The 25,472-nt window shown below is 29.3% G+C and carries 17 protein-coding genes and 2 pseudogenes; all 19 read left to right on the forward strand.

The window, feature by feature from the left end; genetic code table 11:
• The first annotated feature begins 204 nt into the window (after positions 1–204).
• The 19 genes and pseudogenes from LG45_RS16125 to LG45_RS10460 all read left to right on the forward strand — a co-directional run bounded on the left by LG45_RS16125 (position 205) and on the right by LG45_RS10460 (position 25,394).
• Positions 205–4,824 carry a T9SS type A sorting domain-containing protein gene (locus tag LG45_RS16125; RefSeq protein ID WP_052087557.1) on the forward strand — a complete coding sequence of 1,540 codons (4,620 nt, stop codon included), beginning with the start codon at positions 205–207 and terminating at the stop codon, positions 4,822–4,824.
• A gap of 275 nt (positions 4,825–5,099) precedes the next feature.
• A complete protein-coding gene (locus LG45_RS10375; RefSeq protein ID WP_035126928.1) occupies positions 5,100–7,862 on the forward strand; it encodes a DUF7619 domain-containing protein in 2,763 nt (920 codons plus the stop codon).
• Between the two features lie 38 nt (positions 7,863–7,900).
• Positions 7,901–8,992 (forward strand): acyltransferase family protein, encoded by a 1,092-nt coding sequence (locus LG45_RS10380; protein ID WP_035126930.1) that lies wholly within the window; start codon positions 7,901–7,903, stop codon positions 8,990–8,992.
• A gap of 128 nt (positions 8,993–9,120) precedes the next feature.
• Entirely contained in the window at positions 9,121–10,338 is a 1,218-nt protein-coding gene (locus LG45_RS10385) for a glycosyltransferase family protein (protein WP_131494653.1), read from the forward strand.
• 1 nt (position 10,339) lies between these two features.
• Positions 10,340–11,767: an MOP flippase family protein gene (locus LG45_RS10390; protein ID WP_035126934.1), complete on the forward strand. Its 1,428-nt coding sequence runs from the start codon at positions 10,340–10,342 to the stop codon at positions 11,765–11,767.
• A 486-nt stretch (positions 11,768–12,253) separates the two neighbouring features.
• Positions 12,254–12,403: pseudogene (locus tag LG45_RS16735) on the forward strand (DapH/DapD/GlmU-related protein); the annotation flags it as partial.
• A gap of 39 nt (positions 12,404–12,442) precedes the next feature.
• The gene (locus LG45_RS16130; RefSeq protein WP_052087560.1) at positions 12,443–13,390 is read left to right on the forward strand and encodes a glycosyltransferase family 2 protein; all 948 of its coding nucleotides are present in this window, start codon (positions 12,443–12,445) and stop codon (positions 13,388–13,390) included.
• Positions 13,387–14,457 carry a glycosyltransferase gene (locus LG45_RS10405; protein WP_035126935.1) on the forward strand — a complete coding sequence of 357 codons (1,071 nt, stop codon included), beginning with the start codon at positions 13,387–13,389 and terminating at the stop codon, positions 14,455–14,457. The genes LG45_RS16130 and LG45_RS10405 overlap by 4 nt, the downstream gene beginning before the upstream one ends.
• On the forward strand, positions 14,454–15,566 hold the full coding sequence (locus tag LG45_RS10410; RefSeq protein WP_035126937.1) for a glycosyltransferase: 1,113 nt from the start codon (positions 14,454–14,456) through the stop codon (positions 15,564–15,566). The genes LG45_RS10405 and LG45_RS10410 overlap by 4 nt, the downstream gene beginning before the upstream one ends.
• Before the next feature lie 258 nt (positions 15,567–15,824).
• Positions 15,825–16,934 carry an acyltransferase family protein gene (locus LG45_RS10415; RefSeq protein WP_035126939.1) on the forward strand — a complete coding sequence of 370 codons (1,110 nt, stop codon included), beginning with the start codon at positions 15,825–15,827 and terminating at the stop codon, positions 16,932–16,934.
• Position 16,935: 1 nt separating this feature from the next.
• A complete protein-coding gene (locus LG45_RS10420) occupies positions 16,936–18,126 on the forward strand; it encodes a glycosyltransferase (RefSeq protein ID WP_131494654.1) in 1,191 nt (396 codons plus the stop codon).
• Positions 18,123–19,190, forward strand: coding sequence for a glycosyltransferase family 4 protein (locus tag LG45_RS10425; RefSeq protein ID WP_035126941.1), 1,068 nt, complete (start codon positions 18,123–18,125; stop codon positions 19,188–19,190). The genes LG45_RS10420 and LG45_RS10425 overlap by 4 nt, the downstream gene beginning before the upstream one ends.
• On the forward strand, positions 19,174–20,220 hold the full coding sequence (locus tag LG45_RS16135; protein ID WP_052087563.1) for an acyltransferase family protein: 1,047 nt from the start codon (positions 19,174–19,176) through the stop codon (positions 20,218–20,220). The genes LG45_RS10425 and LG45_RS16135 overlap by 17 nt, the downstream gene beginning before the upstream one ends.
• Before the next feature lie 6 nt (positions 20,221–20,226).
• Positions 20,227–21,381, forward strand: coding sequence for a Bax inhibitor 1 family protein (locus LG45_RS10435; RefSeq protein WP_131494655.1), 1,155 nt, complete (start codon positions 20,227–20,229; stop codon positions 21,379–21,381).
• A 249-nt stretch (positions 21,382–21,630) separates the two neighbouring features.
• Positions 21,631–22,866 carry a glycosyltransferase family 4 protein gene (locus LG45_RS10440; RefSeq protein ID WP_081932071.1) on the forward strand — a complete coding sequence of 412 codons (1,236 nt, stop codon included), beginning with the start codon at positions 21,631–21,633 and terminating at the stop codon, positions 22,864–22,866.
• Between the two features lie 137 nt (positions 22,867–23,003).
• Complete coding sequence (locus LG45_RS10445) at positions 23,004–23,234, forward strand: hypothetical protein (RefSeq protein WP_035126945.1); 231 nt, start codon at positions 23,004–23,006, stop codon at positions 23,232–23,234.
• 17 nt (positions 23,235–23,251) lie between these two features.
• Positions 23,252–23,668, forward strand: a complete 417-nt coding sequence (locus LG45_RS10450; protein ID WP_307725778.1) for a sugar transferase — start codon at positions 23,252–23,254, stop codon at positions 23,666–23,668.
• Positions 23,658–24,275 (forward strand): acetyltransferase, encoded by a 618-nt coding sequence (locus tag LG45_RS10455; RefSeq protein WP_035126947.1) that lies wholly within the window; start codon positions 23,658–23,660, stop codon positions 24,273–24,275. Before LG45_RS10450 ends, LG45_RS10455 begins: the two co-directional genes overlap by 11 nt.
• A 28-nt stretch (positions 24,276–24,303) precedes the next feature.
• A pseudogene (locus LG45_RS10460) lies at positions 24,304–25,394 on the forward strand (DegT/DnrJ/EryC1/StrS family aminotransferase).
• The last annotated feature ends 78 nt before the right edge of the window (positions 25,395–25,472 follow it).

Below are 25,472 nucleotides of genomic sequence, written 5' to 3' on the forward strand. Positions count from 1 at the left end.
AAGTTAACATTGTACTTATTTTTTTTCCAATTTTAACACGGTTTTACATTAAATTAACAAATTGCGAAATAATATTTTACATTACAACTTGCATAGAAAACTATTAATTTACTTAAAAATTATCTTTATTTAATTGAGTATTTGCGTTAACTTATTTTCCCTGGTCTAAGTTTGTGCAGTCTAATTAAAACAACATTTTAAAAAATGAAAAAAAATTATTTAATTGCATTTTTGATCTTAGCCATCAATTTTGTAAGTGCTCAAATCGAGCCAACAAGTTATCGTGGTGCATTTGCACCTGCGCCAACGCAAATGTGGACGGAACAATGGACCAATTTTGATCCGAAAAATGAGCCGTACCCAGATGCTGCAACTGTTGTAAATGTTACTGCTGACATTACAGCAAACACTACATGGACTACAGGTAAAACCTACAAATTGAATGGTTTAATCTATGTAAGAAACAACGCAACTTTAACTATACAGCCTGGTGTTGTTGTTAAAGGAATTACATCAAGCACAGGTACAGCTTTAATTGTTACTAGAGGTTCTAAATTGAACGCTATTGGTACAGCTGCCCTTCCTATTGTTTTTACTTCAGGAAAAACTGTAGCCGAAGGAAGACAACCAGGTGACTGGGGTGGAATTATCCTTTTAGGAAAAGCTGGTTTTAACATTAACGGTGGTGTTAACAATATTGAAGGGATTACTTCAAATGTGAACACAGAGTATGGTGGAGGTGCATCACCAATTAACAATGATAATTCAGGTACATTAAAGTATGTGAGAATTGAATTTGGTGGATATGTTTTCTCACCAAATAATGAGATTAACGGTTTAACAATGGGTGCTGTTGGTAATGGTACTACGATTGATTATGTGCAAGTGTCTTACACTAATGATGATGCTTTTGAGTGGTTTGGTGGTTCAGTTAATTGCAAGCACTTAGTTTCATTTAGAAATTTAGATGATGATTTTGATGCTGACAATGGATACAAAGGTTTAGTTCAGTACGGTTTTGCTGTTAGAGATCCACAAATTGCTGATAATCCATCGGTTTCTACTTCAGAAGGTTTTGAAGTTGACAACAATCCTGCTGGAACAACAGTTGTTGCTCCTCTTGATAATACTTCTGCTATATTTACCAACATGACTCTTGTAGGTCCTGCAGTTCGTGCTACTATAGCGCCCTCTTTAACTTTAGCATCTGGAAACGCTAGAGCGGCTAGATTAAGAAGAGCTTGTCAATTGAAAGTTTACAACTCAATTTTTATGGACTTCAAGAACAGTTTCTTGTTCGTAGATGGTTCAGCAGCTGTTACAAATGCAAACAGTGGAGCATTGAAATTTGAAAATAACATTATTGCTGGAATTAGTGCAGCAGATAAAGCGTTGTTTCCAAGTGGAGTTAATCCAACATCTTTAAACAGTTGGTTTACAAGTAGCGCTAACACTTTACTTGATTCAAGTACAGATTTATTAGTTGCTCCTTATGGTGCAACAAGTTCAACATATACCGGTTTAGATTACAGACCAGGTACTTTAGCTTCAACTGGTGCAGACTTTACTGATAGTACAATTGCTCCATTTGTTACAGCTGCGGTAAATGGTGATACTCCAGTAGTAAGTAATGTTACGTATTGTAAAGGCGATGTTGCTTCTCCATTAACAGCTACTTTAACGACAGGAAACGTTTCTTTGAAATGGTATACTCTTGCAACTGGTGGTATAGCTTCAACTACGGCTCCAACACCAGCAACAACTATTGTAGGAACTAAAAACTATTATGTTTCTCAAGTTAATGGTTCAAATGTTGAAAGTGCAAGAGTACTTTTAGCGGTAACTGTAAATGCTTTACCAACAGAAGTTATTAGTGCTATCACAGGTGTAGGTCCAGTTGGTTCGACTTCTGCTACGGCAATTGGTAATTATGTTGGTACTACTTCTGAATTTGTATATTCAGTTACAGCTTTCACAGATGCAACTTTAACTTATTTATGGACAGTGCCTTTAGGGGTAAACATTGTTTCAGGACAAGGTACAAATTCGCTTACAGTAAATTTCAATAACGTTGCATTTGGCGCTGGTCCTGTTGGTTCAATCCAAATTCAAGCTGTAAACTCTAACGGATGTAAAACACTTGCTAAATCTTTAGCTTTAACAAAAGTTTTACCTGCTGCTCCGGTTGCAATTAACATGTACAACAATAACGAAGGTTATGCTACACCATTAACAGCTATAACTACTTATGCTAAATATATGGGTTCTACAACACCATTAACGCTAACTGCAACTCCAGTTATTGGAGCAAGAAGTTATGAGTGGGAATTGCCTGCAGGTGTAAATGTTAGTATTCCTTCTGGAGTTACTCCAGTAACTACAACTTTAAACTACACTGCGCAACCATTTTTTAGTCCTGTTTCGGGTACTCCAGTATTAGGAACAAGATTTTGGACAATTACATACAATGCTTACACTTATGATGTAAATGGTGTTTCAACAACTACAACAGTTTCTACTGCGGCTTTAAGATACCAAGGTGGTGGATTGTATCCTTCTACCTCTGCACCTTACGTACAATATGGAACAGTTGTTTCTAGTAACAAAAATTCAATTTTAGTAAATTTTGCTGGCGTAACAAACGCCACTACAACTGCTTTATATTTTGGAGTTAGATCTTTCAACGGAGTTGGATATTCTGTAACACCTAACACTACAAATGTAGATGTTGTTGCGAATGCTAATATTCCAGGTTTGTTTAACACAACTTACACAGAAACTCAAACACTTATTTCTCCACCAAGTACTCAAGGAACTACAACTTACACGGTTAGTGGAACTTCTCCAAAGACGTCAAAATTGAAAAAGTTAACCGCTGCAATTCCCGCTGCTCCTACAACTTTAAAATTAACTAATGATGCTTTAAGCACAACATTAGGTGTAACTGTTGTAACAACTTACATTGGAACTACAACTCCATTAACTTTGACAGCTTCTCCATCTCCTACAGCATCTTCTTATTCTTGGGAGTTACCAGCTGGCGTTAATCAAATTTCTGGTGGAAATTCAAATGTTATCACTATTAATTTTGCTGATGTAGCTTCTGGAATAACTTCTTTATATTTAGGTGTTAAAGCGGTTAATGGAATAGGTTCTTCAGTTACTTCAACAAACGGTACATTAGTTCCTGCAACTTCATCTACTGCTAAATTATTGAAAGTAACCGCTGGTCTTCCTGCAGCTCCAACAACTTTAGTTTTAACAAATCCGGCTGTTAGCACAACTGCTATAACAAATGCAGCTGTATATTTAGGAACTTCAACTCCTTTAACATTAACTGCTGCTGTTTCAACACTTGCAACTTCTTATTCTTGGGAGTTACCATCTGGAGTTACACAATTGTCTGGTGGAAATACAAATATTATTACTGTTGATTTAGCTGGAGTTGCTCCTGGAACAACAACATTATATTTTGGTGTTAAAGCGGTAAATGCTGTTGGTTCATCAATTACTCTTAATAGTGCATTAGTTCCTGCAACTTCATCTACTGCTAAATTGTTAAAAATTACAAATACTGCACCAGCAGCTCCTGTAACTTTAACATTAACTAATCCTGCTGTAAGTGCTACATCTTTAACAAACGCAGGTTTATATCTTGGTACAACTACTCCTTTAACATTGACTGCTGCAAGTTCTGCATTAGCTACTTCTTATTCATGGGAATTACCTGCTGGTGTAACTCAATTGACAGGTGGTTCTTCAAATGTAATTACTGTAGATTTAGCTGGAGTTACTCCTGGAACAGCTACAATGTATTTTGGAGTTAAAGCGGTTAATGGCTTTGGTTCATCAGTAACATCTAATGTTGCTGCAACTCCTGCAACATCTTCTACTGCTAAATTGTTAAAAATAACAAATACTGCACCTGCTGCTATTATTACAGTTTCTGGAACTATCACAGCTATTAGTTGTGGTACTACGTATAACTACACAATGACACCAACTATTTTAGCTACTTCTTATGTAATAACTGCCCCAACTGGTTCAGTTGTTACTTCTGCAAGTAATCCGTTAAATACTTCAAATGTATTGGCTACTAGTGATTTATCATTCTCAATTGTGTATCCAAGTAATTTAGCATCTATTACTCCTAAGACTGTAGTTATATCTTCAGTGAACGGATTTGGTGCAAGTGCTTTAAACAAAACGCTTACAGTTACTCCAGCTACAATCGCAGCTTTAGGACTTGCAAGTACTGGTGGAACTACTTTCACAAGATGTGCTACTAAAACTATTTCTTTCCCTGCAGTAGCAACTGCTACAAATTATACTTGGACGGTTGCTGATGGTGCAGTTATTGTATCTGGTCAAGGTACTAATAGCATAGTTGTAGATTTCGCTCTTGTTCCTTTAGCTTCTGCATCAAACATTATTACTGTATTTGCAAGTAACAATTGTGGTGTAAATACACTTACTAAAACAGTTACTTTAACTAGTGCTGCTTGTGCAGTTGCTAAGAATGAAGAAGTAAGAATTGAAACATTTGAAGAAGTTGAAGTTGCTTACAGTAATACTTCATTATATCCTAATCCTGCTACTTCTGAATTTAATATTGATATAGAAGCTTCTAAAGCTGGTGCTGTTGAAATGTCTATTTACACTATGAATGGTGTAATGATTATGAATACTAAAACTATCAAATTAGAAGAAGGTAGAAATACTATCAACGAAAACATCGCTAATTTAAGCAATGGTATTTATATTGTGAGAGTAGTAGATGCTTCAAATAAAGAAGTAATGGTTAAGAAATTAATCAAAAATTAGTTTTGTAGATTATTTTAGTTAATTGAAGGCCGCCATTATGGCGGCCTTTTTTATTTTATGTTATTCGAGTTTTGGTTTTTAGTTTTTTGTTTCCAAACTAATATCTTTTAATACAAATAACATCGCTCGTTTTTTACCATTTCAAGATTTGTTATTGTAAAGCTGTAAATGGCAAAAAAGTAGAGTATTTACAAAACCATAAAATAACTTAAAAATAACACTACAGCAATACTATTGAGAATTCGATTCATAATTTTATGCTTTTTAAATCTATTATGAAAAAGTGTAGCCTTTTCTTATTTTTTGTTGTATTTGTGTCCGTAATGAATGGGCAAACAATAACTTTTACCGATCCAGTTTTTAAAAATAAGTTATTAGAGTCAAGTACAACTAATTTTATAGCAAGAAATTTAAATGGTGATTACTTTTCAATTGATAGTAATTCAAATGGAGAAGTAGAAATAGCTGAGGCGTTGCAAGTTGGGTTTTTACAAATTGAAAATTCTTCTATTAACTCTCTAAATGAGATTAATAATTTTTCTAATTTAATTACTTTAAATTGTGAAAATAATCTACTTACTTCATTAAATATTTCGAGTTTATCATTTCTTACCATTTTAAACTGCAGCAACAACCAATTGATAAATTTGAATGTTAGTAGTTTAACCGAACTTCAAAATTTAAATTGTCAATTTAATCAACTAACAACATTAAATGTTGGTGGAATAACAAATCTTTCAAACTTGAACTGTAGTTATAATCAGATTAGTTTACTAAATTTAACTGATTTATTGAATCTTGAAGTATTTGTTTGCAATGATAATGTACTCACAACTTTTGATTTTTCAGATTTGATAAGCGTCAAGTCTTTGGATTGTAGTAATAATTTGATAACAACTATTAATACTAGTAGTTTAATTAGTTTAGAAACATTATTCTGTAATTCCAATTTACTATCTGCGTTAACAATTAATAGCTTACTAAATTTAAATACTTTGAATTGTAGCAATAATCAAATCAATGCATTGAATTTAATTAATTTACCTAATTTAATCGACTTAAATTGCAATTTTAACCAATTGACATCCATGAATTTAAATGGTTTGATTAGCTTAAGTTTTATTACTTGCACCAATAACCAATTAAATTATTTAAATCTTACTGGAGTAACTCAACTAGAAGATTTAAATTGTTCTAATAATATAATTTTAGCATTAGATTTATCAGGACTAATTAATCTAAATAGTTTAAATTGTAGTAATAATCAACTTACTAATTTGGACATAAGTAATTTAACAAACTTGAAATATTTGTATTGTAATGCTAATGCGATAGTTTTGTTAAACGTTGATGGACTTCAAGAATTATTAGTAATCAGCTGTACAAACAATCAAATTGCAGCATTAAATTTAAATACAACTACCAAATTACAATCGTTGTATTGTTCGAATAATTTTATCTCAACTTTAAACTTAAGTAATCAAACTAGTTTTCAAAATTTATTTTGCGGCACCAATTCATTGACAAGTTTGTTTATTAAAAATGGTGCTTTTGAAAGTAATTTACAATTTTCAGGAAATCCTAATCTTCAATATATTTGCGCCGATAATTCTGAAATTGAATTTGTTCAAGAGGAGATTAATAATAATAGTTACACCAATTGTCATGTAAATAGTTACTGCTCGTTTGTACCAGGCGGTATTACTCATAACATTCAAGGAACGGTTAAATTAGATAGCAATACCAACGGATGTGATACTTTGGATGGTGCATATCCTAACTTGCAACTTTCTTTTTCAGACGATACGATTTCTGAAAGTAGCATTTTAAGTGCTTCTGGGAATTTCTCAAAAGTACTCAGTAGTGGGTCGTATACTATTACACCAATTCTAGAAAACACGAACTTTTTTTCAGTTTCCCCAACATCGTTCATAGTAGATTTACCACAATTGATTAGTCCTGTGGTACAAAATTTTTGTGTTTCACCAATGGGAAATCATTCGGATACTGAAATTATCATTGTTCCATTAAATAATGCTATGCCAGGTCTTGAAGCAAAATATAAAATTATTTATAAAAATAAAGGAACTATTACCCAATCGGGAACTATAAATTTTAACTTTAATGATAATGCATTAGATTTCCTTGTAGCTATTCCAACAATTACATCTCAAAGCAGCAATAACTTAAATTGGGCTTTTACAAATCTGAGTCCTCTTGAAAGTAGAATCATTTATATAAACTTTAGTGTAAGTGCAAGCTCGGTAAGTTATGTACAGGTGCTTCCATTCACAGCTACAGTAATCACTTCTATAGCTGATGAAACTCCTTTAGACAATGTAATTAATTTCAATCAAGAAGTGGTTAATACCACTTTAACTTTAGAAAAAGGTTGTATTGAAGGCGCAACGGTATCCACTTCATACATTGGAGAATATGTTCATTATTATATTCGTTTTAAAAATGATGGTACAGCAATAGCACAAAATGTAGTAGTTAAGGATATAATTGACACGACTAAATATAATTTTTCAACCTTATTTCCTATCGATGGAAGCCATGTTTTTGAAACAAGATTAACTAATTCAAATACTGTTGAGTTTATTTTTGAGAATATAAATTTAGATTTTGGTGCTACGAATAATGATGGTTATGTAATGTTTAAAATTAAAACCTTGCCTACTTTATCAATAGGAGATACTTTTTCTAATGCAGCCACTGTTTATTTTGATTACAAAGCGCCATTGTCGACAAATATGGAGTCGACAACTATTACAGCTTTATCAAATCAAACTTTTGATTTTTCTAAAAACTACATAGTCTCTCCAAATCCTGTAGCTGAAACGTTAAATGTATATTCTAATATTTCGTACACAGTTAATTCGTTAAGTATATACAATTCACTTGGGCAGTTAATACAAATTATTTCAAATCCAAGTAGCTTATCAGTTGATGTGTCAAGATTAAAATCAGGAGTTTATTTTATAAATTTAAATAGTGAAAAGGGAACAACAAGTATCAAATTTATTAAAAAGTAATTTGTTATTGAATTTGTAACGATGTAAAGTCCAAAATAATGAAATTAAATTATATCGATTCAATTCGAGGTGTAGCAATTCTAATGGTTATTTTGGGACATATTGGACAAGAAGTTAGAGGATTAAGTTTAATTCCACATTTACTAACGTCTTATGGTCAAATGGGAGTTCAGTTGTTTTTTGTCGCCTCTGCATATACACTTTGTTTGTCTGCATCTAATCGAATAACGGAGTCTCATCAAATTAAAAAATATGCTATTCGTCGTTTTTTTAGAATTGCTCCTTTATATTATATTGGTTTGATAGTGTACTTTTTATTTGACTTATCTTTGTTATGGAATAAAAATGGAACATTTAGTCTACCCGAAAAGTATACCTTAATAAATGTTCTATCAAATCTTTTCTTTTTTCATGGTTTTTACCCACCAGCTAATAACAATATTGTTCCAGGTGGTTGGTCTATAGGAACTGAGATGGCTTTTTATGTAGTGTTTCCCTTATTGTTTTATTATTTTAAAAAATGGACCAGTGGAAGTTTTGGAAAAGCACTTTTAATACTGCTTGTGGTTTTTATAATTTCACAATTAATTTTTGTATTAGTCTATAATTTTATGGGATTACTTGTTAAAAATAATAATTTTTTATATTATAACCTTGTCAATCAAATTTCTGTATTTTGTGTTGGAATTGTATTTTTTTTATTTGAAAAAAATACGCTCTTTACAAAGGATTGGAAATTTGATTTAATAGTTTTTGTAGCACTAACCTCAATATCGTTAGTATTATGGAATTGTAATTGGCTAAATATTTTTTCTGTAATTCCTGTTTTATCTGCTATTTCATTTGTTTTTTTAATAAATATTTTTAATAAAAATAACAAACTAAATTTAAACTTTCTGTTAAGAATAGGCGCTGTTTCTTATTCTATGTATATTATACATTTTATTTTTTTATTTTTTTCAGCTTTAGTTTCTTTAAAATTTTCTCAATTCATAAACAAAAACATTATACTTGTTGTTATGTATTTACTAACAGTAATGGTAACTTTTGTCTTTGCTTCAATTTCTGAAAGGTATATTGAAAAACCATTTATTAATATTGCAAAGAAGATAATTCATAAAATTCATTAAATATGCAACAATAACTATTGATCTTTAGTTTAAGATTTTAAATATTAACATAATTTCAAAACGCATTTTAAGCATACGTTTTGTTATCAACTAAAAGATAAATGAGCAAAAAAATAGTAGTTTTGGGTTTGGGTCAAAATAATTTCCTCTCCTTTTTATATTCATCATTAAAGAAATATGATTCCACTTTTGGTATCAGTGTGCCATTTTATAATGAGGTTACCTCTGACTCATCTCATGAAACTTGGATGTATGATAATGAGAGTATTATTTTCAAAACCACATTACTATCTTCTTTACATTCTTTAATCTTCTGTTTGTTTTCTAACCATTTTTATAAAACCTTCTTTTTTATACTTTTTGTAGAAAAAAAAGTGGGTAAATCATTGCATTTTTGTTACCAACAACTGCTTGCCAAAAGTTTTTTTATTAGAAATAATAATTTTCAAGAATTCGATACGTTTCATTTTCATTTTATGCAGTACAGTTATTTAAGAGAATTATTTTTAGTACCAAAGGGTAAAAAAATTGTTTGTACGTTTTGGGGGTCTGATTTATTACGAACAAACGATATATTAAATTTCTATTTTGTTAAAAAAGCATTAAACAGAGCTACCATTATTACTTGTCAATCTGAAGAATTAAAAGAAATAATACTTTCAAAATTTGGCAGAAATCTAACTGATAAAATTCAAATAGTCTTATTTCCAGTTTATGAAAAAATTTACGATTTGATGGATTTGAATTATAATAATACAGAAGCAATTGATTTATTTAAATCAAGTTACAACTATTCAAAGGATAAAATAAACATATTAATTGGTCATAGCGGAAGTCCATCTAATAATCATTTGAAAATATTAAATTCACTAGAGAATTTAATAAATAAAGATAAAATTCATTTAATTATAAATCTTAACTATGCCATTACTGTAAATGAAAAAGAGGCTTATAAAAAAGAGCTAAGAGATGCCTTAAACAACACAGGATGTTCTTATGTAATTTTAGAGAAATTCTTTGTGAACGAAGAGTTAGCAATATCAAGATTGGCTTCTGATATTTTTATTCATGCACCTATTTCAGATGCATTAAGCGGTACAATGTTAGAATTATTATACGCGTCTAATATTGTAATAACAGGTTCTTGGTTACCTTATAAAACATACAGGAAAGCAAATTTAGATTATTTTGAAATATACGATTTTTTTGAACTTTCAGGAAAGCTCAATTTAATAATTGAAAATTTTTCTATTGAAAAAGAAATGGTATCAAAAAATAAGGACTCAATTAGAGATTATTTTATTAGTGATAGAAATATTAAGAAATGGTCTCAAATTTTAAGTTAAAATGAATTTAAAAAGTAAAGTAAAACAAGGGTTGAAATGGACATTTGTTGACCAAGTGCTATCTCAAATTATTTTTTTAATTTTTGGAATTTTTCTAGCTAGAATTTTAACACCTTCAATGTTCGGAATTGTGGGTATGATTACCATTTTTTCAAATTTTGCCATTCTTTTCATAGATTTAGGTTTTAGTGCGGCATTAATTCAAAAGAAAGAAGTTACACAGGCACATTATTCATCAGTATTTTGGCTTAATTTGGTAATTGGTTTTTTAATGTATTTACTTTTCTATATAAGTGCACCTTTAATAAGTAAATTTTATAATCAACCAGAACTTATTATACTGATTCGAATTATATGCTTGTCGTTTATTATTGCTTCATTTTCATCTGTTCAAGCAAATATTCTTATTAAAGAATTGCAATTCAAAAAGAAAGTCATTATTAATTGGATTGCAATGCTAATTGGTTATGTAGTGGCTTTTATATTAGCTTATAAAGGTTATGGTGTTTGGGCTTTAGTAATAATGACATTAACAACTGCAATTTTAAATACTTTGCTATATTGGATAGCATCAAAATGGTTTCCACTATTTTTTTTTGAATGGAATAAAATAAAAGAATTGTCTAATTACGGATTGAATTTTTTAGGAGATACGAGTGTTAATTATTGGTCGCGAAATTTTGATAACTTCATTATTGCAAAAGTATTAGGTAGTACAGATTTAGGAATATATTCAAGAGCATATTCTTTAATGCTATTACCATTGAGAAATATAACTACCATTGTAACCAAAGTTATGTTTCCAGCTTTTTCTCAAAAACAAGATGACATTGAGTTGCTTAAAAAATATTATTTGAACATTATTCAATACATAGCACTCATCACTTTTCCGTTAATGATAGGACTTTCATTAGTCTCTATGGAATTTGTTTTACTATTTTTTGGAAATAAATGGTCGGCTATGATACCGATACTCTCCATCTTAAGTGGATTAGGCGCAATTCAATCTATAGTTTCTTTAAATGGATTGATATACAATTCTTTGGGCAAAGTAAACATAGCATTTAAAGTTTCTATTTTTTCAAATATTGTACTAATAATTGCTTTTACGATAGGTGTAAATTACGGAATAATTGGAGTTTCATACAGTTACTTGATAGCAAGTGCTTTATTATTTATACCCATCTATAAAATGGCAATAAAACAATTAAACGTAACATTAAAAGAAGTATTTTTTGTTTTAAAAGGAGTTATAATAGCAACGTCAATTATGGCTATTATTTTATTTTTATTTAACAGTTTTTCTAATCTATCCCTACTTATTGGTTTTGTAGTAAAAATAGCAATTGGATTTATTGTTTATTTTTCAGTATTAGTACTCTTAGAAAGAAAATTATTAATTAATTTAAAGAAGAAATTAAATTTCTAACTAAAAATAATGATGAAAAAACTAAGAAAAATTTACGCTTCTAATATTCTAATGTTAAAGTTAGACAACCTAATTGTAAATCTAAAAACAAAAGGTAAAAGATTTAAAATGAGTCGTATTTTTTTGTTTGGAAATTGTGGATATTCTATTCATAAATCGGCTCGTATTAATTTAAATAATGGTCATATTGCAATTAATAGATTCATTACTAAAAAAGATCCTTTCATTGGAAACATTGAAATGTATCACAATTCAGAAATTAATGTTCAAAACACTTTTTTCATACACAGCGGTTGTGATGTGATGGTTTTTAATAATGCAAAGCTTAATTTAGGAAGTGGTTACATCAATAGATATTCAAAAATAAGGTGCTATTCCTCTATAACCATTGGTGAGAATGTTGCTATTTCGGAAAATTTTTCTATTTGGGATTCTGATGCTCATGCTATTTTGGGTAAAGAACATTTAAGTACACAACCCATTATTATTGGTAATAATGTCTGGATTGGAACCAATGTTACAATTTTAAAAGGAGTAACTATAGGTGATGGTGCTATTATTGCAGCTGGTTCGGTGGTAACAAAAAATATTCCTGCACATACTTTGGCAACTGGAATTCCTGCAAAAGTGATTAAAGAAAATGTTGAATGGAAATAGTAAAAAAAAAATACTAAAATGTTTTCAATAGTAATCCCATATTATAATAAAGCAGAATATATTCAAAGATGTATCGATTCTGTATTGAATCAATCGTTTGTTGATTATGAAATTATTATTATTAATGATGGTTCAACTGATGAAGGCTTGAATTTTTTATCAACTATAAATTCTGATAAAATAAGATTAATCACGCAAGAAAATAAAGGTGTTTCTGAAGCTAGAAATATGGGTATAAAAAATGCAAAAAAACAGTTCATTGCCTTTCTTGATGCCGATGATTGCTGGCATAATAACTATCTTGAAAGTGTGAAATACATAATTGATAAAGAAAAAAACGTTAAAATTATAGGCTCTAGTTATTCAAGGAAAAGCGATTTTTTAACCGCTAAATACAACAAAATAAATTATTTTAAATTCGATGACTATTTTAAAATTGCTATAAAAAACACCTACTTTACATCTTCTTCAACAATTATTAAAGCTAGTTTTTTTGAGCAAAATAATGGTTTCAATCCGATGTTAAAAAGTGGCGAAGATAGCGACGTATGGTTTAGAGCAGTAGCAAGTGGTGGAAACGCATTTTACATACAAAACTCGTTGGTTTATTATTCAGATGAAGATGAAAATCAAACCACTAAAACTAAGCAGGACTTAAAAAACACACTTGTTGGAAATGCAAATTATTTATATCAAGACATTTTAAAATTAAAAAACAATAAGAGCTTTACTAGGTTTGTAGCACTTTATATTTATTTTAATTTGTATCCTTATTTTTTTGACAAACATTACAATAAAGAAGCTAAAATAGTTTTGAAACAAAATAAAATTTATTTCTTTTGGTTGCACTTAGTGTATTTGTTACCAATTTCATTAGGTATAAAACTGACAAAATCTAACAAGAATAACAACTTTATCCGATTGTATTTGAAATTTATAATTAGATATTTTTTGCGCTTGAAATGAAAATAATTAGATTAACAACTTTTTTAGATTTTGGTGGAATTGAATCCAAAATGGCAAATTTATCTTCTCTTTCAGATGATAATGAATGGATATTTTGCTCAATTGGGAAAGGCGGAACTGCAGAAAAAAAAATAATCCAAAATAAAAAAGAAGTAATCTGTTTCAATTATTCGTTCAAAATCCCATCGATAATTACCATTACAAAATTATATTTTTATTTAATAAAACAAAAGCCAGATGTATTTCATTCTGCTGGTTCTGAAGCAAATTTTCATGGTATAATTGCTGCTAAATTAGCCAAAGTACCAGTAATTATCGCTGAAGAAATTGGAATTCCTAGTCACAGTAAATTTGCGATAATTATTTTTAATTTTATTTACAAACTTTGTGATTTTGTTGTAGGAGAATCTCAAAGTGTAATTGATAACTTGAAACATGATTACTATGTAAATCATAATAAATTAAAAGTAATTTCAAATTTTGCGATTTTCAAAAACTACGAAACTGATTTAGTTCCAAATAATAATCTTGAATTCAAAATTGTAACTGTATCAAGATTGGAACCAGTCAAGAATATTGAGGGAATTATAAAAGTTATTTATAAATTAAAAAATGAAAACTATAAAATAAAATATACAATTGTAGGTGACGGAAATTCGGTAGAAGTGTTAAAAGAGTTGTTAAATAGACTAAAACTCGAAAATGAAATAGAGTTTGTTGGTTTTCAAGAAGATACTCAAAAGTATTATTTAAATTCAGACGTATACATTTTAAATTCTTTTTCAGAAGGATTTTCAAACTCCTTACTTGAGGCAATGTATTTAAAGAGAATGTGTATTACTACAAATGTTGGAGCTGCTACTGAAATGATTCAAAATGACATTAATGGCTGGATAATTCAAGTTAATGATGAAAATGAGTTATATCAAAAAATAAAAAAATGCATTGAAATTAATTCTGAAACCAGAAAAAGTATAGAGGATAATGCAAAAAGTACGGTTGTCGATAATTTTTCATTGCAAAATCACATCAATAAATTAATGCAACTATACAAAACTAAATTATGATTAGAGTGCTAAATATTCTTGATACAATAAATTCTGGTGGTGTAGAAAGAAGACGTCTATCATTGGCAAAGTACTTAGATAAATCAAAGTTTGAATTAAAAATTATATGCACTAATGCTGTTGGAGATTTTCCAAAAGAGTTTGAAAAATATGGTGTTGAAATTTTCGAAATTGGAAATTTAAAATCGATTTTTGATTATAAACAACATCTTAAAGTAATTAAAATAATTAACGAATTTAGACCTCACATTGTACATGGAGCTGTATTTGAAGGAGTTACTATGGCAGCTGTAGGTGGATTTTATAAACAAGTTCCAATAATAATTTTAGAAGAAACCTCAGATCCGCAAAATAGAAGCTGGAAAGGTAATTTATTAATGAAGTTATTGTGTTTAACTGCTGATAAAGTTGTAGGTGTTTCACCATCTGCTACAAATTATTTATTAAATAAAATAAAAATAGATCCTAACAAAGTAATTCTCATAAATAATGGTGTTGCTTTACCAAAAAATAATGATGATGAAAAAATAAAAAAGTTAAAAGACTCATTAAATATTAAGAGTGATGAGATAATAATTGGGTCAGTTGGAAGAATGGATTCTGATGAAACAAAAAGGTTCTCTGATTTGATAAAAGCATTTGCAATTTTAAACAATAATGATTTTTTTGTTAAGTTATTGTTGGTTGGTGATGGAAGAGAAAAAAAGAACTATGAGTCGCTGGTAACATCTTTATCGTTAGAAGATAAAGTGATTTTTACAGGGTATCAAAGTGATGTTGATTCTTATTATTCCATTATGGATGTTTTTTCATTGGTTTCTTCACATGAATCTTTTGGTTTAGTTTTAGCAGAAGCTATGTTGCATAAAATCCCAATAGTAGCAACAAGAGTAGGAGGTATGCAATATATAGTTGATGATGAAAAAACTGGCTTCTTGGTCAATAAATATGATGTTGATACAATAGCAATTAAATTAAAGGTCTTGTGTGAAGATAAAAAAATGAGGTTAAATTTTGGAGAAATGGGTTTTGAAAAAGCTTTCAACTATTATACTGAGGAACATTATGTAACTAACATTCAAAATTTATATCTTTCGTTGATAAAATAGAAAGTTATCAAATTATTATTATTTTAATTACAATCACCAATCACAGTTTTATATTTTATTTTTGATGAAATAATTTGTTTAAAACATGACAAACAATTTATAATTCATTATGAAAACCCCTCAAATTTCATTAAATGCAAACTTTTGTTATTTATGTTCATTTTTAATTAGTTTACATTCTATTGTATTTCAAATAGTTGAAAATTTTTTTAAAATTAAGGAGTACAAGAATTTTAATGACAGCGATATTTAAGCCAAATGAACGATAAAATTTATCTTCCTGGTTTAAATGGTATAAGAGCAATCGCAGCGCTTTCTGTAGCTTTTAGTCATATAAATAACAGATTTGATTATTATAATTTACCTAAAAGCGAATTATTAGATTTAGCTAACTTTGGGGTAACAATATTTTTTACATTAAGTGGTTTTTTGATAACTTATTTACTCCTAGTAGAGCTCCAAAAAACAGCTACAATTGATGTTAGAAAATTCTACATGAGAAGAATATTGCGAATTTGGCCACTTTATTTTGTTTATCTCCTTATTGTTTTGATAATAAATGGTATCGATTCATTACAATGGCCCATACTTTTTTATATTTTTATGCTCCCAAATCTAAGAAATTCATTTGCAGCAATTACCAATGTAACAGTGGGAAGTCATAATTTGACTTATATGGTGGGACATTATTGGTCACTTGGCGTTGAAGAACAATTTTATTCTTTTTGGCCTTGGATTATAAAAAGAGTAAAAAATTTATTGCAATTTTTAATTTTTTTTCCAATTGTTTATGTAGTTATCAAACTACTTTTAAGATTGACTCACGCTCCTCTTGGTATAGTAACCTTTTTTAATTATACACGATTTGGATGTCTAGCAATTGGAGCTTTGGGCGCTTATCTTTATTTCAATAAAAGTTCAAAATTAAAGTATTGGTTTACAAAAAAAACAGTAGAAATTTGTGCATGGATACTTTTGTTAATAGTAGCAATAAATAAATTCCACATTACTTCTTTAATTGATCATGAGTTAATTGCAATGGGAACATTGGTCTTAATAATAAATCAAATAAATAACCCAAAAAGATTAATTTCTCTAGAGTACAAGCTCTTTGATTATTTAGGTAAAATATCTTTTGGCTTGTATGTTTATAATCCATTAATAATTTATTTAATGGCTTTTGTCATTAATCCAATGGGAATTAAAAATGATTTAGTAAAAAAAGCAGTGATTTATATACTGGTGGTTGGAGCGATAATTATCGTTTCTCATATTTCTTATCATTACTTTGAAAAAAGATTTTTGAAAATCAAATATAAATATACCACAATAAAAAGCGCAGCTAGCCAAGAAGAAGCAAACAGCTAAAATGAAAAATATACTTTTTATAACATGGGATGGTCCACAAACAAGTTACATGGAAGGCTTGTTTCTGCCTATTTTTAATCAAATTCAGAAGCAAAGTAGTTATCGCTTTCACATCATACAGTTTACTTGGGGAACAAAAGATCGAATTGCAATTACTCAAAAAAAAGCAACCGAATCAAATGTAATTTATACTTCTAAAAAAATATATAGAAAACCAAATGCCATTATTGGTACTATGTATACCATTTTAATAAATGTTGTTTTTTTAGAAAAGTACATTAAAGAGAATGCAATAGATATAGTAATGCCCAGAAGTACGATGCCATCAATTATGATAAACCGATTGAAAAAAACAACGTACAAAATTTTATTTGATGCTGATGGGTTACCAATTGAAGAGCGTATAGATTTTTCTGGTTTAAAGAAAAAAAGTTTGCTGTATCACTTTTTAAAGAAAGAAGAAACTTTAATGTTGACAAATGCAGACACAGTAATTACTCGTTCTAAAAAAGCCATTAAATTTCATTTAGAAACAATTGGAGCTAGCAATCGCGATAAATTTTTTGTAGTAGTTAATGGTAGAGATGTCAACTTTTTTAAAGCTAATGTTATTGATAGTGATATAATCAGAAAGGAACTTAATATATTAACTGACACGAAAGTATTTATTTATTGCGGTTCTCTTGGACCTCAATATGGATGGGAAACAATGATAAAAATTTTTAAAAGATATTTACAAATAAATCATAATGCAATTTTTTTAATTTTGACAGCTAATACAGAATTTGCTATGAAAAGAATTCCTCATTATTTACAACAGCATATTATTTTAAAGTCTTGTCCTTTTGAAAATATTACTAAATATTTATCTATTGGTGATGTTGCATTTGCAATTAGAGATGCTAAACCAAGTATGCAAGGTGTAGCACCAATAAAATTAGGAGAATATTTGTTAATGGGAATTCCAACAATCGCCTCATCTGGAATTGGTGATTCTGATACTATTTTATCAGATAAGTCGTTTTGCTTTTTATCGGAATATAAAACTACAGATATTATTGAAAAAGCAATGTATTTCATCAATCAAACTTCCGAGATGAATCGTGAAGAGATAAGAGAATTTGGTAAATGTAATTTCTCCATTGAGAGTAGTTTTACCAGTTACATAAAAGCTTTAAACCACTGCTCATGAAAATACTTTATCTAACAAAGTATAGTAGAAACGGTGCTAGCAGTCGACTTAGAAGTTATCAATATTTTCCTCTTTTGAAAGAGAAAGGCTTGAATGTAATCGTTAAGCCTTTTTTCGATGAAGATTATTTAATTCAATTATATTCAAAAAAAAAGATATCAAAATTAAAGATATCAAAATTTTATTTTAGAAGATTATATGCCCTTTTAAGTATTTTTAAGTATGATAGAGTAGTTATAGAAAAAGAATTATTTCCTTATTTTTTTAGCTGGTTTGAGAAAATATTATTTTTACTAAATGTTAAATATATTGTCGATTATGATGATGCTATTTTTCATAATTACGACATGAGTAATTCAAAGCTAATTCATTTTTTTTTTAAAAATAAAATTGGAAATGTAATGAAATATAGTTCTTGTGTTTTGGCAGGAAATGACTACTTGGCTAAAAAGGCCAGACAATCTGGAGCCAATACAGTTGTTATTTTTCCGACGGTCATAGACATAAAAAATTATAAAATTAAAGAAAACGTCACTTTAAATGAAACTGTCATAATTGGCTGGATAGGTTCACCTTCTACGTTTAAATATGTAAAAAATATTGCACATATTCTCTCCAAGTTACAAGAGAAAAATCCTTTTGAACTTCACATTATTGGAGCTAATGAAAATATAGCTTTTAAAGGTAAAACAATATTCCCAAAATGGTCAGAAGATACAGAAATAGAGCAACTCTCGAAGATGGATATTGGTATTATGCCTCTAGAAAATACACCTTGGGAATTGGGAAAGTGTTCCTACAAATTAATTCAATATATGGGTGTTGGCTTACCGGTTGTGGCTTCTTCAATTGGAATGAATAAGGAGGTTATTGAGCATGGAATCAATGGTTTTTTGGTAAACAATGATCAAGAGTGGATTGATAAATTGAGTATTTTAATTAGTGATTCTACTTTAAGAAAACATTTTGGAGTATACGGTAGACAAAAAGTAGAACGAGAGTATTCTTTAAATAATAATATAAAAAAATTAATACCCATTTTGCTAAATGTCAGACCAAAATAAAACCAAATATCTCGATATTTTACAAATCTTTAGAGGTATTGCTGCATTAATGGTGGTAATTCATCATGCCGTAGGATCTTTAAAATATTATCACAAAATAGATAGTGATTTCTTAAATGCTGTTGGAATATTTGGAAAATTAGGAGTTGACTTCTTTTTTATTTTATCTGGATTTATCATTTCATATTCTTCTTTTTACAAATACAGTGAACCAGATTCTTTTAAAAGATATTTTAAAAATAGGATTATTAGAGTCTATGTGCCTTATCTTCCAATAGGAATTCTAATGTATTTGTTGTATTCTGTTTTACCAAACCTTTCAAATAATAGTAGAGAAATTAGTTTAATAACTTCTTTTACACTATTTCCATCAGGCAATCCAGCATTATCTGTTGCATGGACTTTATCATTTGAACTTTTTTTTTATTTCTTTTTTAGCCTTTCTTTTTTCTCAAAAAAAGTATGGAATGGTTTTACTCTGTTATGGCTTATTTTAATAGTGATATTTAATTATAGCTTTTTAAATTATTTATTAATAAATAGTTACCCAATTTTTAAAGTATTTTTTTCTACCTATAACTTAGAGTTTTTACTTGGGTATTTACTTTCCTTAATTATTATTTACAAAGTAAAATTTAAGTGGCCACAGTACTCTATTGGAATTCTTATTGTAATACTACTTTTAATATGTCAACAGGAATTTAAACTTAAAACACTCGATTTTTATTACAATTATTTATTTGCATTGATTCTATTTTTTGTGCTATATATTATCATAACTTATTATAATAAAAAATTTGATGAAAATTTTATCATGATGCACATAGGCAATGCTTCTTATTCTATTTATTTAATTCATAATCCATTACAAATGACAATCCTGAGATTATACCCTAATATAAATACTATTTTTAGTCTTGTTTTTGCAATAGTATTGGTATTAGGTTTATCAAGTTTATTTGGATACCTTTATTATTTTATATTTGAAAAAAAATGTATGAACTACATAAAATCTAAGTTAATCAGGTAATCATTTATGGATTTCATTTTTACAACTCTATTTATTGTTTTGGGCTATTTATTTATTAATAGTTTTAAAAATAAATTATCATCCAATAATTATAGTACACTTAAAAAGCTGTACATTTTTCATTTAATATTTGGGGTGTATTATTGTTTTTTTGTTCTAGGTGATTCGGTTGGATATTGGATGCAACCCAAGTTAATGTCTTTCAGCAGTTTTATTACTGCTTTTAAAGAAGAACAAGGGACTTATTTCATTTTTGCTTTAAATTACATTCCCTCAAATATTTTAGGACTATCTTATTTTACAGGGACAATAATGTACAGCCTTATTGGTTTCATTGGAATGACATATTTTTATATTCTAGCTTTAGAAACTATTCCTAATAACCCAAAGTTTCGTGGTTACAATCTTTTTCCTCTTTTGTTTTTCTTTCCTAATTTTCATTTTTGGAGTTGTGCAGTTGGAAAAGACACTCTTTTATTTTTTTGTATTGGTTTGTTTGTTTATGGATTGCTTAATATTAACAAAAGATTTCTTTTTATAATTTTAGCTTTAACCTTGTCTTATTTTATTAGACCACACATCACTTTATTTATGATTATCGCCTTTGGTTTTTCATTCTTAATGAATACTAATAAGTCATTATTTATAAGAATCATATTCTTTGCAGCAATGATTGTATTAGCAATTTTTATTTTTCCTTTGGTTCTAAAATTTACTAGAATAGAGGAAGCAAGTGTAGAGAGTTTTAATAATTTTGCTCTAAACAAAGCCTCATTGTTAAGTACAGCAAGTTCGAGTTCGGCTGTGGATATAGCTTCTTATCCTTTTCCTTTAAAAGTTTTTACCTTTTTATTTCGTCCCTTCTTTTTTGATATAAATAGTATTCCTTCCTTGCTTGCTTGCATTGAGAATTCCATTCTTTTAATTTTAGTTATAAATATTTTAATAAATAAACCATTAGAGTCTTTCAAGAAAGCTCCCTTCACTATTCGTGGATTGATATATTTTTTAATTATAGGAACATTGGCATTTTCTCAGTCTTTAGGAAATTTAGGTATCATGATACGTATGAGAAATATGTTTTTGCCAGGATTAATCATTTTCATTTATTGGCATTTTTCCTACATTAATAGAGAAGAAGTTGAAAACACTCTTTCATAGAAAAAATCTGCCTAACTGCTTTGCATTGAGCCATCTTCATGCTCATATTAAAATTAAATACCTACTTTAATCTTACCATAACATAAATTAATATTTAAGTTAAAGTTGCATCTTTTAAATAATTGTAAACAATGATTTTATCATTATAAAACGAATTGTTTTGATGTTAAATTTGTTTGTAATTACTTGTTTTAAGTAAGTTACCGCCCATTATAATTAAACAGATTTAACGCAAAAACTAGACACTTCATGTCAGATGTAAAAAAGAAGTTAGTACGAATAACTACTGTGCCATTGTCTTTAGACAAAATACTTGATGGTCAGCTGTGGTTTATGAATAATCATTATGATGTAATCGCTGTATCATCGGAAAAAGAATACCTTATCCAATGTGCCAAAAATGAGGGAGTTCGATATAAACACATTGAAATGACACGAAAAATCACTCCTTTTAAAGATTTTATCTCGTTGTTAAAGTTGATTAGCTTTCTGATGAAGGAAAAACCCCTGATAATTCATTCTCATACTCCAAAAGCTGGAATAATAGCAATGTTAGCCTCAAAAATAGTAAATGTACCTATTCGTTTACACACAGTTGGTGGTTTGCCTCTTATGGAAGAAACTGGACTTAAACGAAAATTTTTAGAGTGTATAGAAAAAGTTACTTATTCATTATCAACGTATGTTTTCACAAATTCTAATGGACTTCAAAATCATATACTACAAAATAATTATACTTCCAAAAGCAAAATAAAGGTTATTGGTAATGGCAGCTCTAACGGAGTGGATATTAATTATTTTTCCCCTACCCAAGTTACAATATCAGATCAAGAAAAATTAAAAGCTTCTTTAGGAATTTTAGAAGATGAATTTGTTTATGTATTTGTAGGCAGAATTGTTGCTGACAAAGGTATAAATGAGTTAGTTGCAGCATTTGACAAAATATCGGCTAAAATAAAAGATATCAAACTACTATTAGTGGGAAAAGAGGAAGCCGATTTAGATCCTCTAAAAAAAGTCACTTTGGATATTATATCTAAAAATAAACAAATACTTACGGTTGGTTTTCAAAAAGATATCAGACCATATTTGTCAATAAGCAACGTAATGGTATTTCCAAGTTACCGTGAAGGTTTTCCTAATGTTCTTCTTCAAGCTGGTGCAATGGGGCTTCCTGTTATTGCCTCAGATATTAATGGTTGTAATGAAATTATTAGTCACGGATTAAATGGAATTCTAATTCCCAAAAAAAGCACCAGTGCCATTGAAAATGCCATTCTTTATATAAAATTTGACGAAGAATGTTTTGATAAATTACAATCAAATTCAAGAATCATGATAATTAATAGATTTGAAAGAAAAGTGATTTGTGAAACTATTTTAGATGAGTACAAAAACATGGAAAAGAACTGTAGTACTAAACCTAAAAAACACTTTGTTTTTGGTGGAAAAAACGGTCAAATTGACCACCACTTTCCAATCTAAATTGACTATCGATTTTGGTGCAAATTAACCACCTAAATTTTTGGATAAACTAGACATTAAAAACGGCACTTTTTTTCACGTTGTTAACCCATACATTCTTATAAATAAAACGGATTATAGCAAACAAAGTAACAGAAATGAGTAAAATTAGAAAAGTAATTAAATTTCACTTTAGTGGTAAGAGTAAGTTATTTATTAGCAATTACTTATCACTTTCTAGAAATACGGTGAAGAAATATACTTTTTTATTTGAACTTCTAGGCTTAAGTTTTGAAGCTATTGATGCCAAAACAGATGCTGAACTTGAAGTTTTATTTTCACAAAATACTGTAGATTTCATCCTGGTAAAAAAGGTAAAATTTTTATGATTATTAAGTTTAAAACCATGAATGATAAGAAAGATACAGTGGGTAATTTGTTGCCAGATGAGTTGCGGTCAAGTAAAATTGGTTTATTGATTAGAGAGATGTCTCTTGATGAGTTACCTCAATTTATAAACGTAATAATTGGAAAAATGAGTATAGTTGGGCCAAGACCTTTGTTGTGTAGCTATTTACATTTATATAACAGCCATCAAAATACACGACACGATGTTAAGCCGGGCATTACTAGTTTAGCGCAAGTGAATGGAAGAAATGCAATTTCTTGGGATAATAAATTTGACTATGACTATGACTATGTTCAGAACATATCGTTTCTATCGAATATTAAAATTTTATTTAAAACTTTTTTAAAAATTATAAATAGAGAAGGTGTGCGAGTAGGAAGTAAAACAACTGTTGAACCTTTCGATGGAATCTAGATTAGTTTTATACGGAGCAAGTGGTCATTGCAAAGTGATTATCGATATTATAGAAAGTTTGCTGCTTAAAGTAGACTTAATAATAGACGATAATCGAAATGTTGATCTATTGTGTGGGAGAAGTGTTGTAAGTACAAAAGAGGCTACGCTAAGTAAAAATGATAGTCTTATAATTTCTATCGGAAATAATAGTGCACGAAAAAATATTGCGAAAGGATTGGATTCCAATTTTCTTTCTGTAGTTCATGCGAGAGCAATTGTTTCTAAAAACATCGAGTTTGGTTTGGGTAATGTTGTAATGCCTTTGGCAACAATTAATTCTGGAGCTAAAATTGGGAGTCACTGCATAATAAATACAAATTCTATAGTTGAACATGATTGTATAATAGGTGATTTTGTGCATATCTCTCCAAGAGCTTCATTGGCAGGAAACGTTCAAGTTGGTGAAGGAACACAAATAGGAATTGGAGCAGTAGTTATACAGAATATTAAGATTGGAAAATGGGCGATGATTGGCGCAGGTTCTATAATAATTAGCGATGTTCCAGATTATGCTGTGGTGGTAGGAAATCCTGGCAGAATTATAAAATACAATAATAATGACTAAATCTTAAATATGGTTATCATCGCCACAGATGGGCGAAAGCGAGCAAACCTACATTCAAGAAGCATTCGTCACGAATTGTGTAGTACCACTAGGACCAAATATTACTGGATTTGTGCACGATTTAGAAAAACAATTAGGAATAAAGTTTTTGTTGGAGCCTTAAGTTTAGGAACAGCTGCACTTCATTTCGGATTAATTTTACTTGGTGTACAAGCTGGTGACAAAGTTATTTGTCAGAGTATGACTTTTTCGGCATCGGCAAATCCTATTGTGTATCAAGGTGCAACAGCAGTTTTTGTTGATAGTGAACTAGACACTTGGAATATGTGTCCCAACGCATTTGATACTGCTATAAAAGATAGAATTTCAAAAGGCAAAAAGCCCAAAGCAACTATCGCAGTTAATTTGTACAGAATGCCATTTAATGTCGATCAAATTAGAGCCATCGCCAATGAATATGAAATTCTAATTCTTGATGACAGCGCAGAATCGTTAGGAAGTACTTATAGAGGTGCGCATTGTGGCACATTTGGCGACATAAGCGTGTTGTCGTTCAACGGAAATAAAATAATTACAACATCTGGAGACGGAGCGAATGTAATAAAAAATATAGATTTAAAAAACAAAGCCATCTTTTTGGCAACACAAGCACGAGATAATGCACAACATTATCAGCACAGTGCGATAGGTTACAATTATCGCATGAGTAACATTTGCGATGGCATCGGTAGAGGTCTAATGGAAGTTTTGGACAAACACAGTCAAAAAAGACATGAGATGCATGCTTTTTAAGTTTCAATTTTTAAAGAAAATACAGCAATTAAGGTATTCACTGAACCGAATAGTTATTATTATTCCAATCCTTGGTTGTCAGCAATAACGGTTGATGCTTTAGTAGGAAAATCAAGAGAAGATATACGATTATTATTAGAAGCAGAAAACATAGAGAGTCGACCGTTGTGGAAGCCAATGCACATGCAACCTATTTTTAAAGACGCACCGTATTATGGCGAATCAGTTTGTGAAGAGCTGTTTGAAAACGGTCTTTGTTTGCCCTCGGGTTCTAATTTATCAGATGATGATAGAGAGCAGATTTCCAAAATAACTTCACTTTTCTAAATGGAAAGTGACTATGAAAATAGTAATTAATTATAAAAGAATATGAGTTTCTCCTTAAATAAAAAGAATTTCACTTTT

It is taken from the genome of Flavobacterium aquatile LMG 4008 = ATCC 11947 (assembly GCF_000757385.1).
Classification (GTDB): domain Bacteria; phylum Bacteroidota; class Bacteroidia; order Flavobacteriales; family Flavobacteriaceae; genus Flavobacterium; species Flavobacterium aquatile.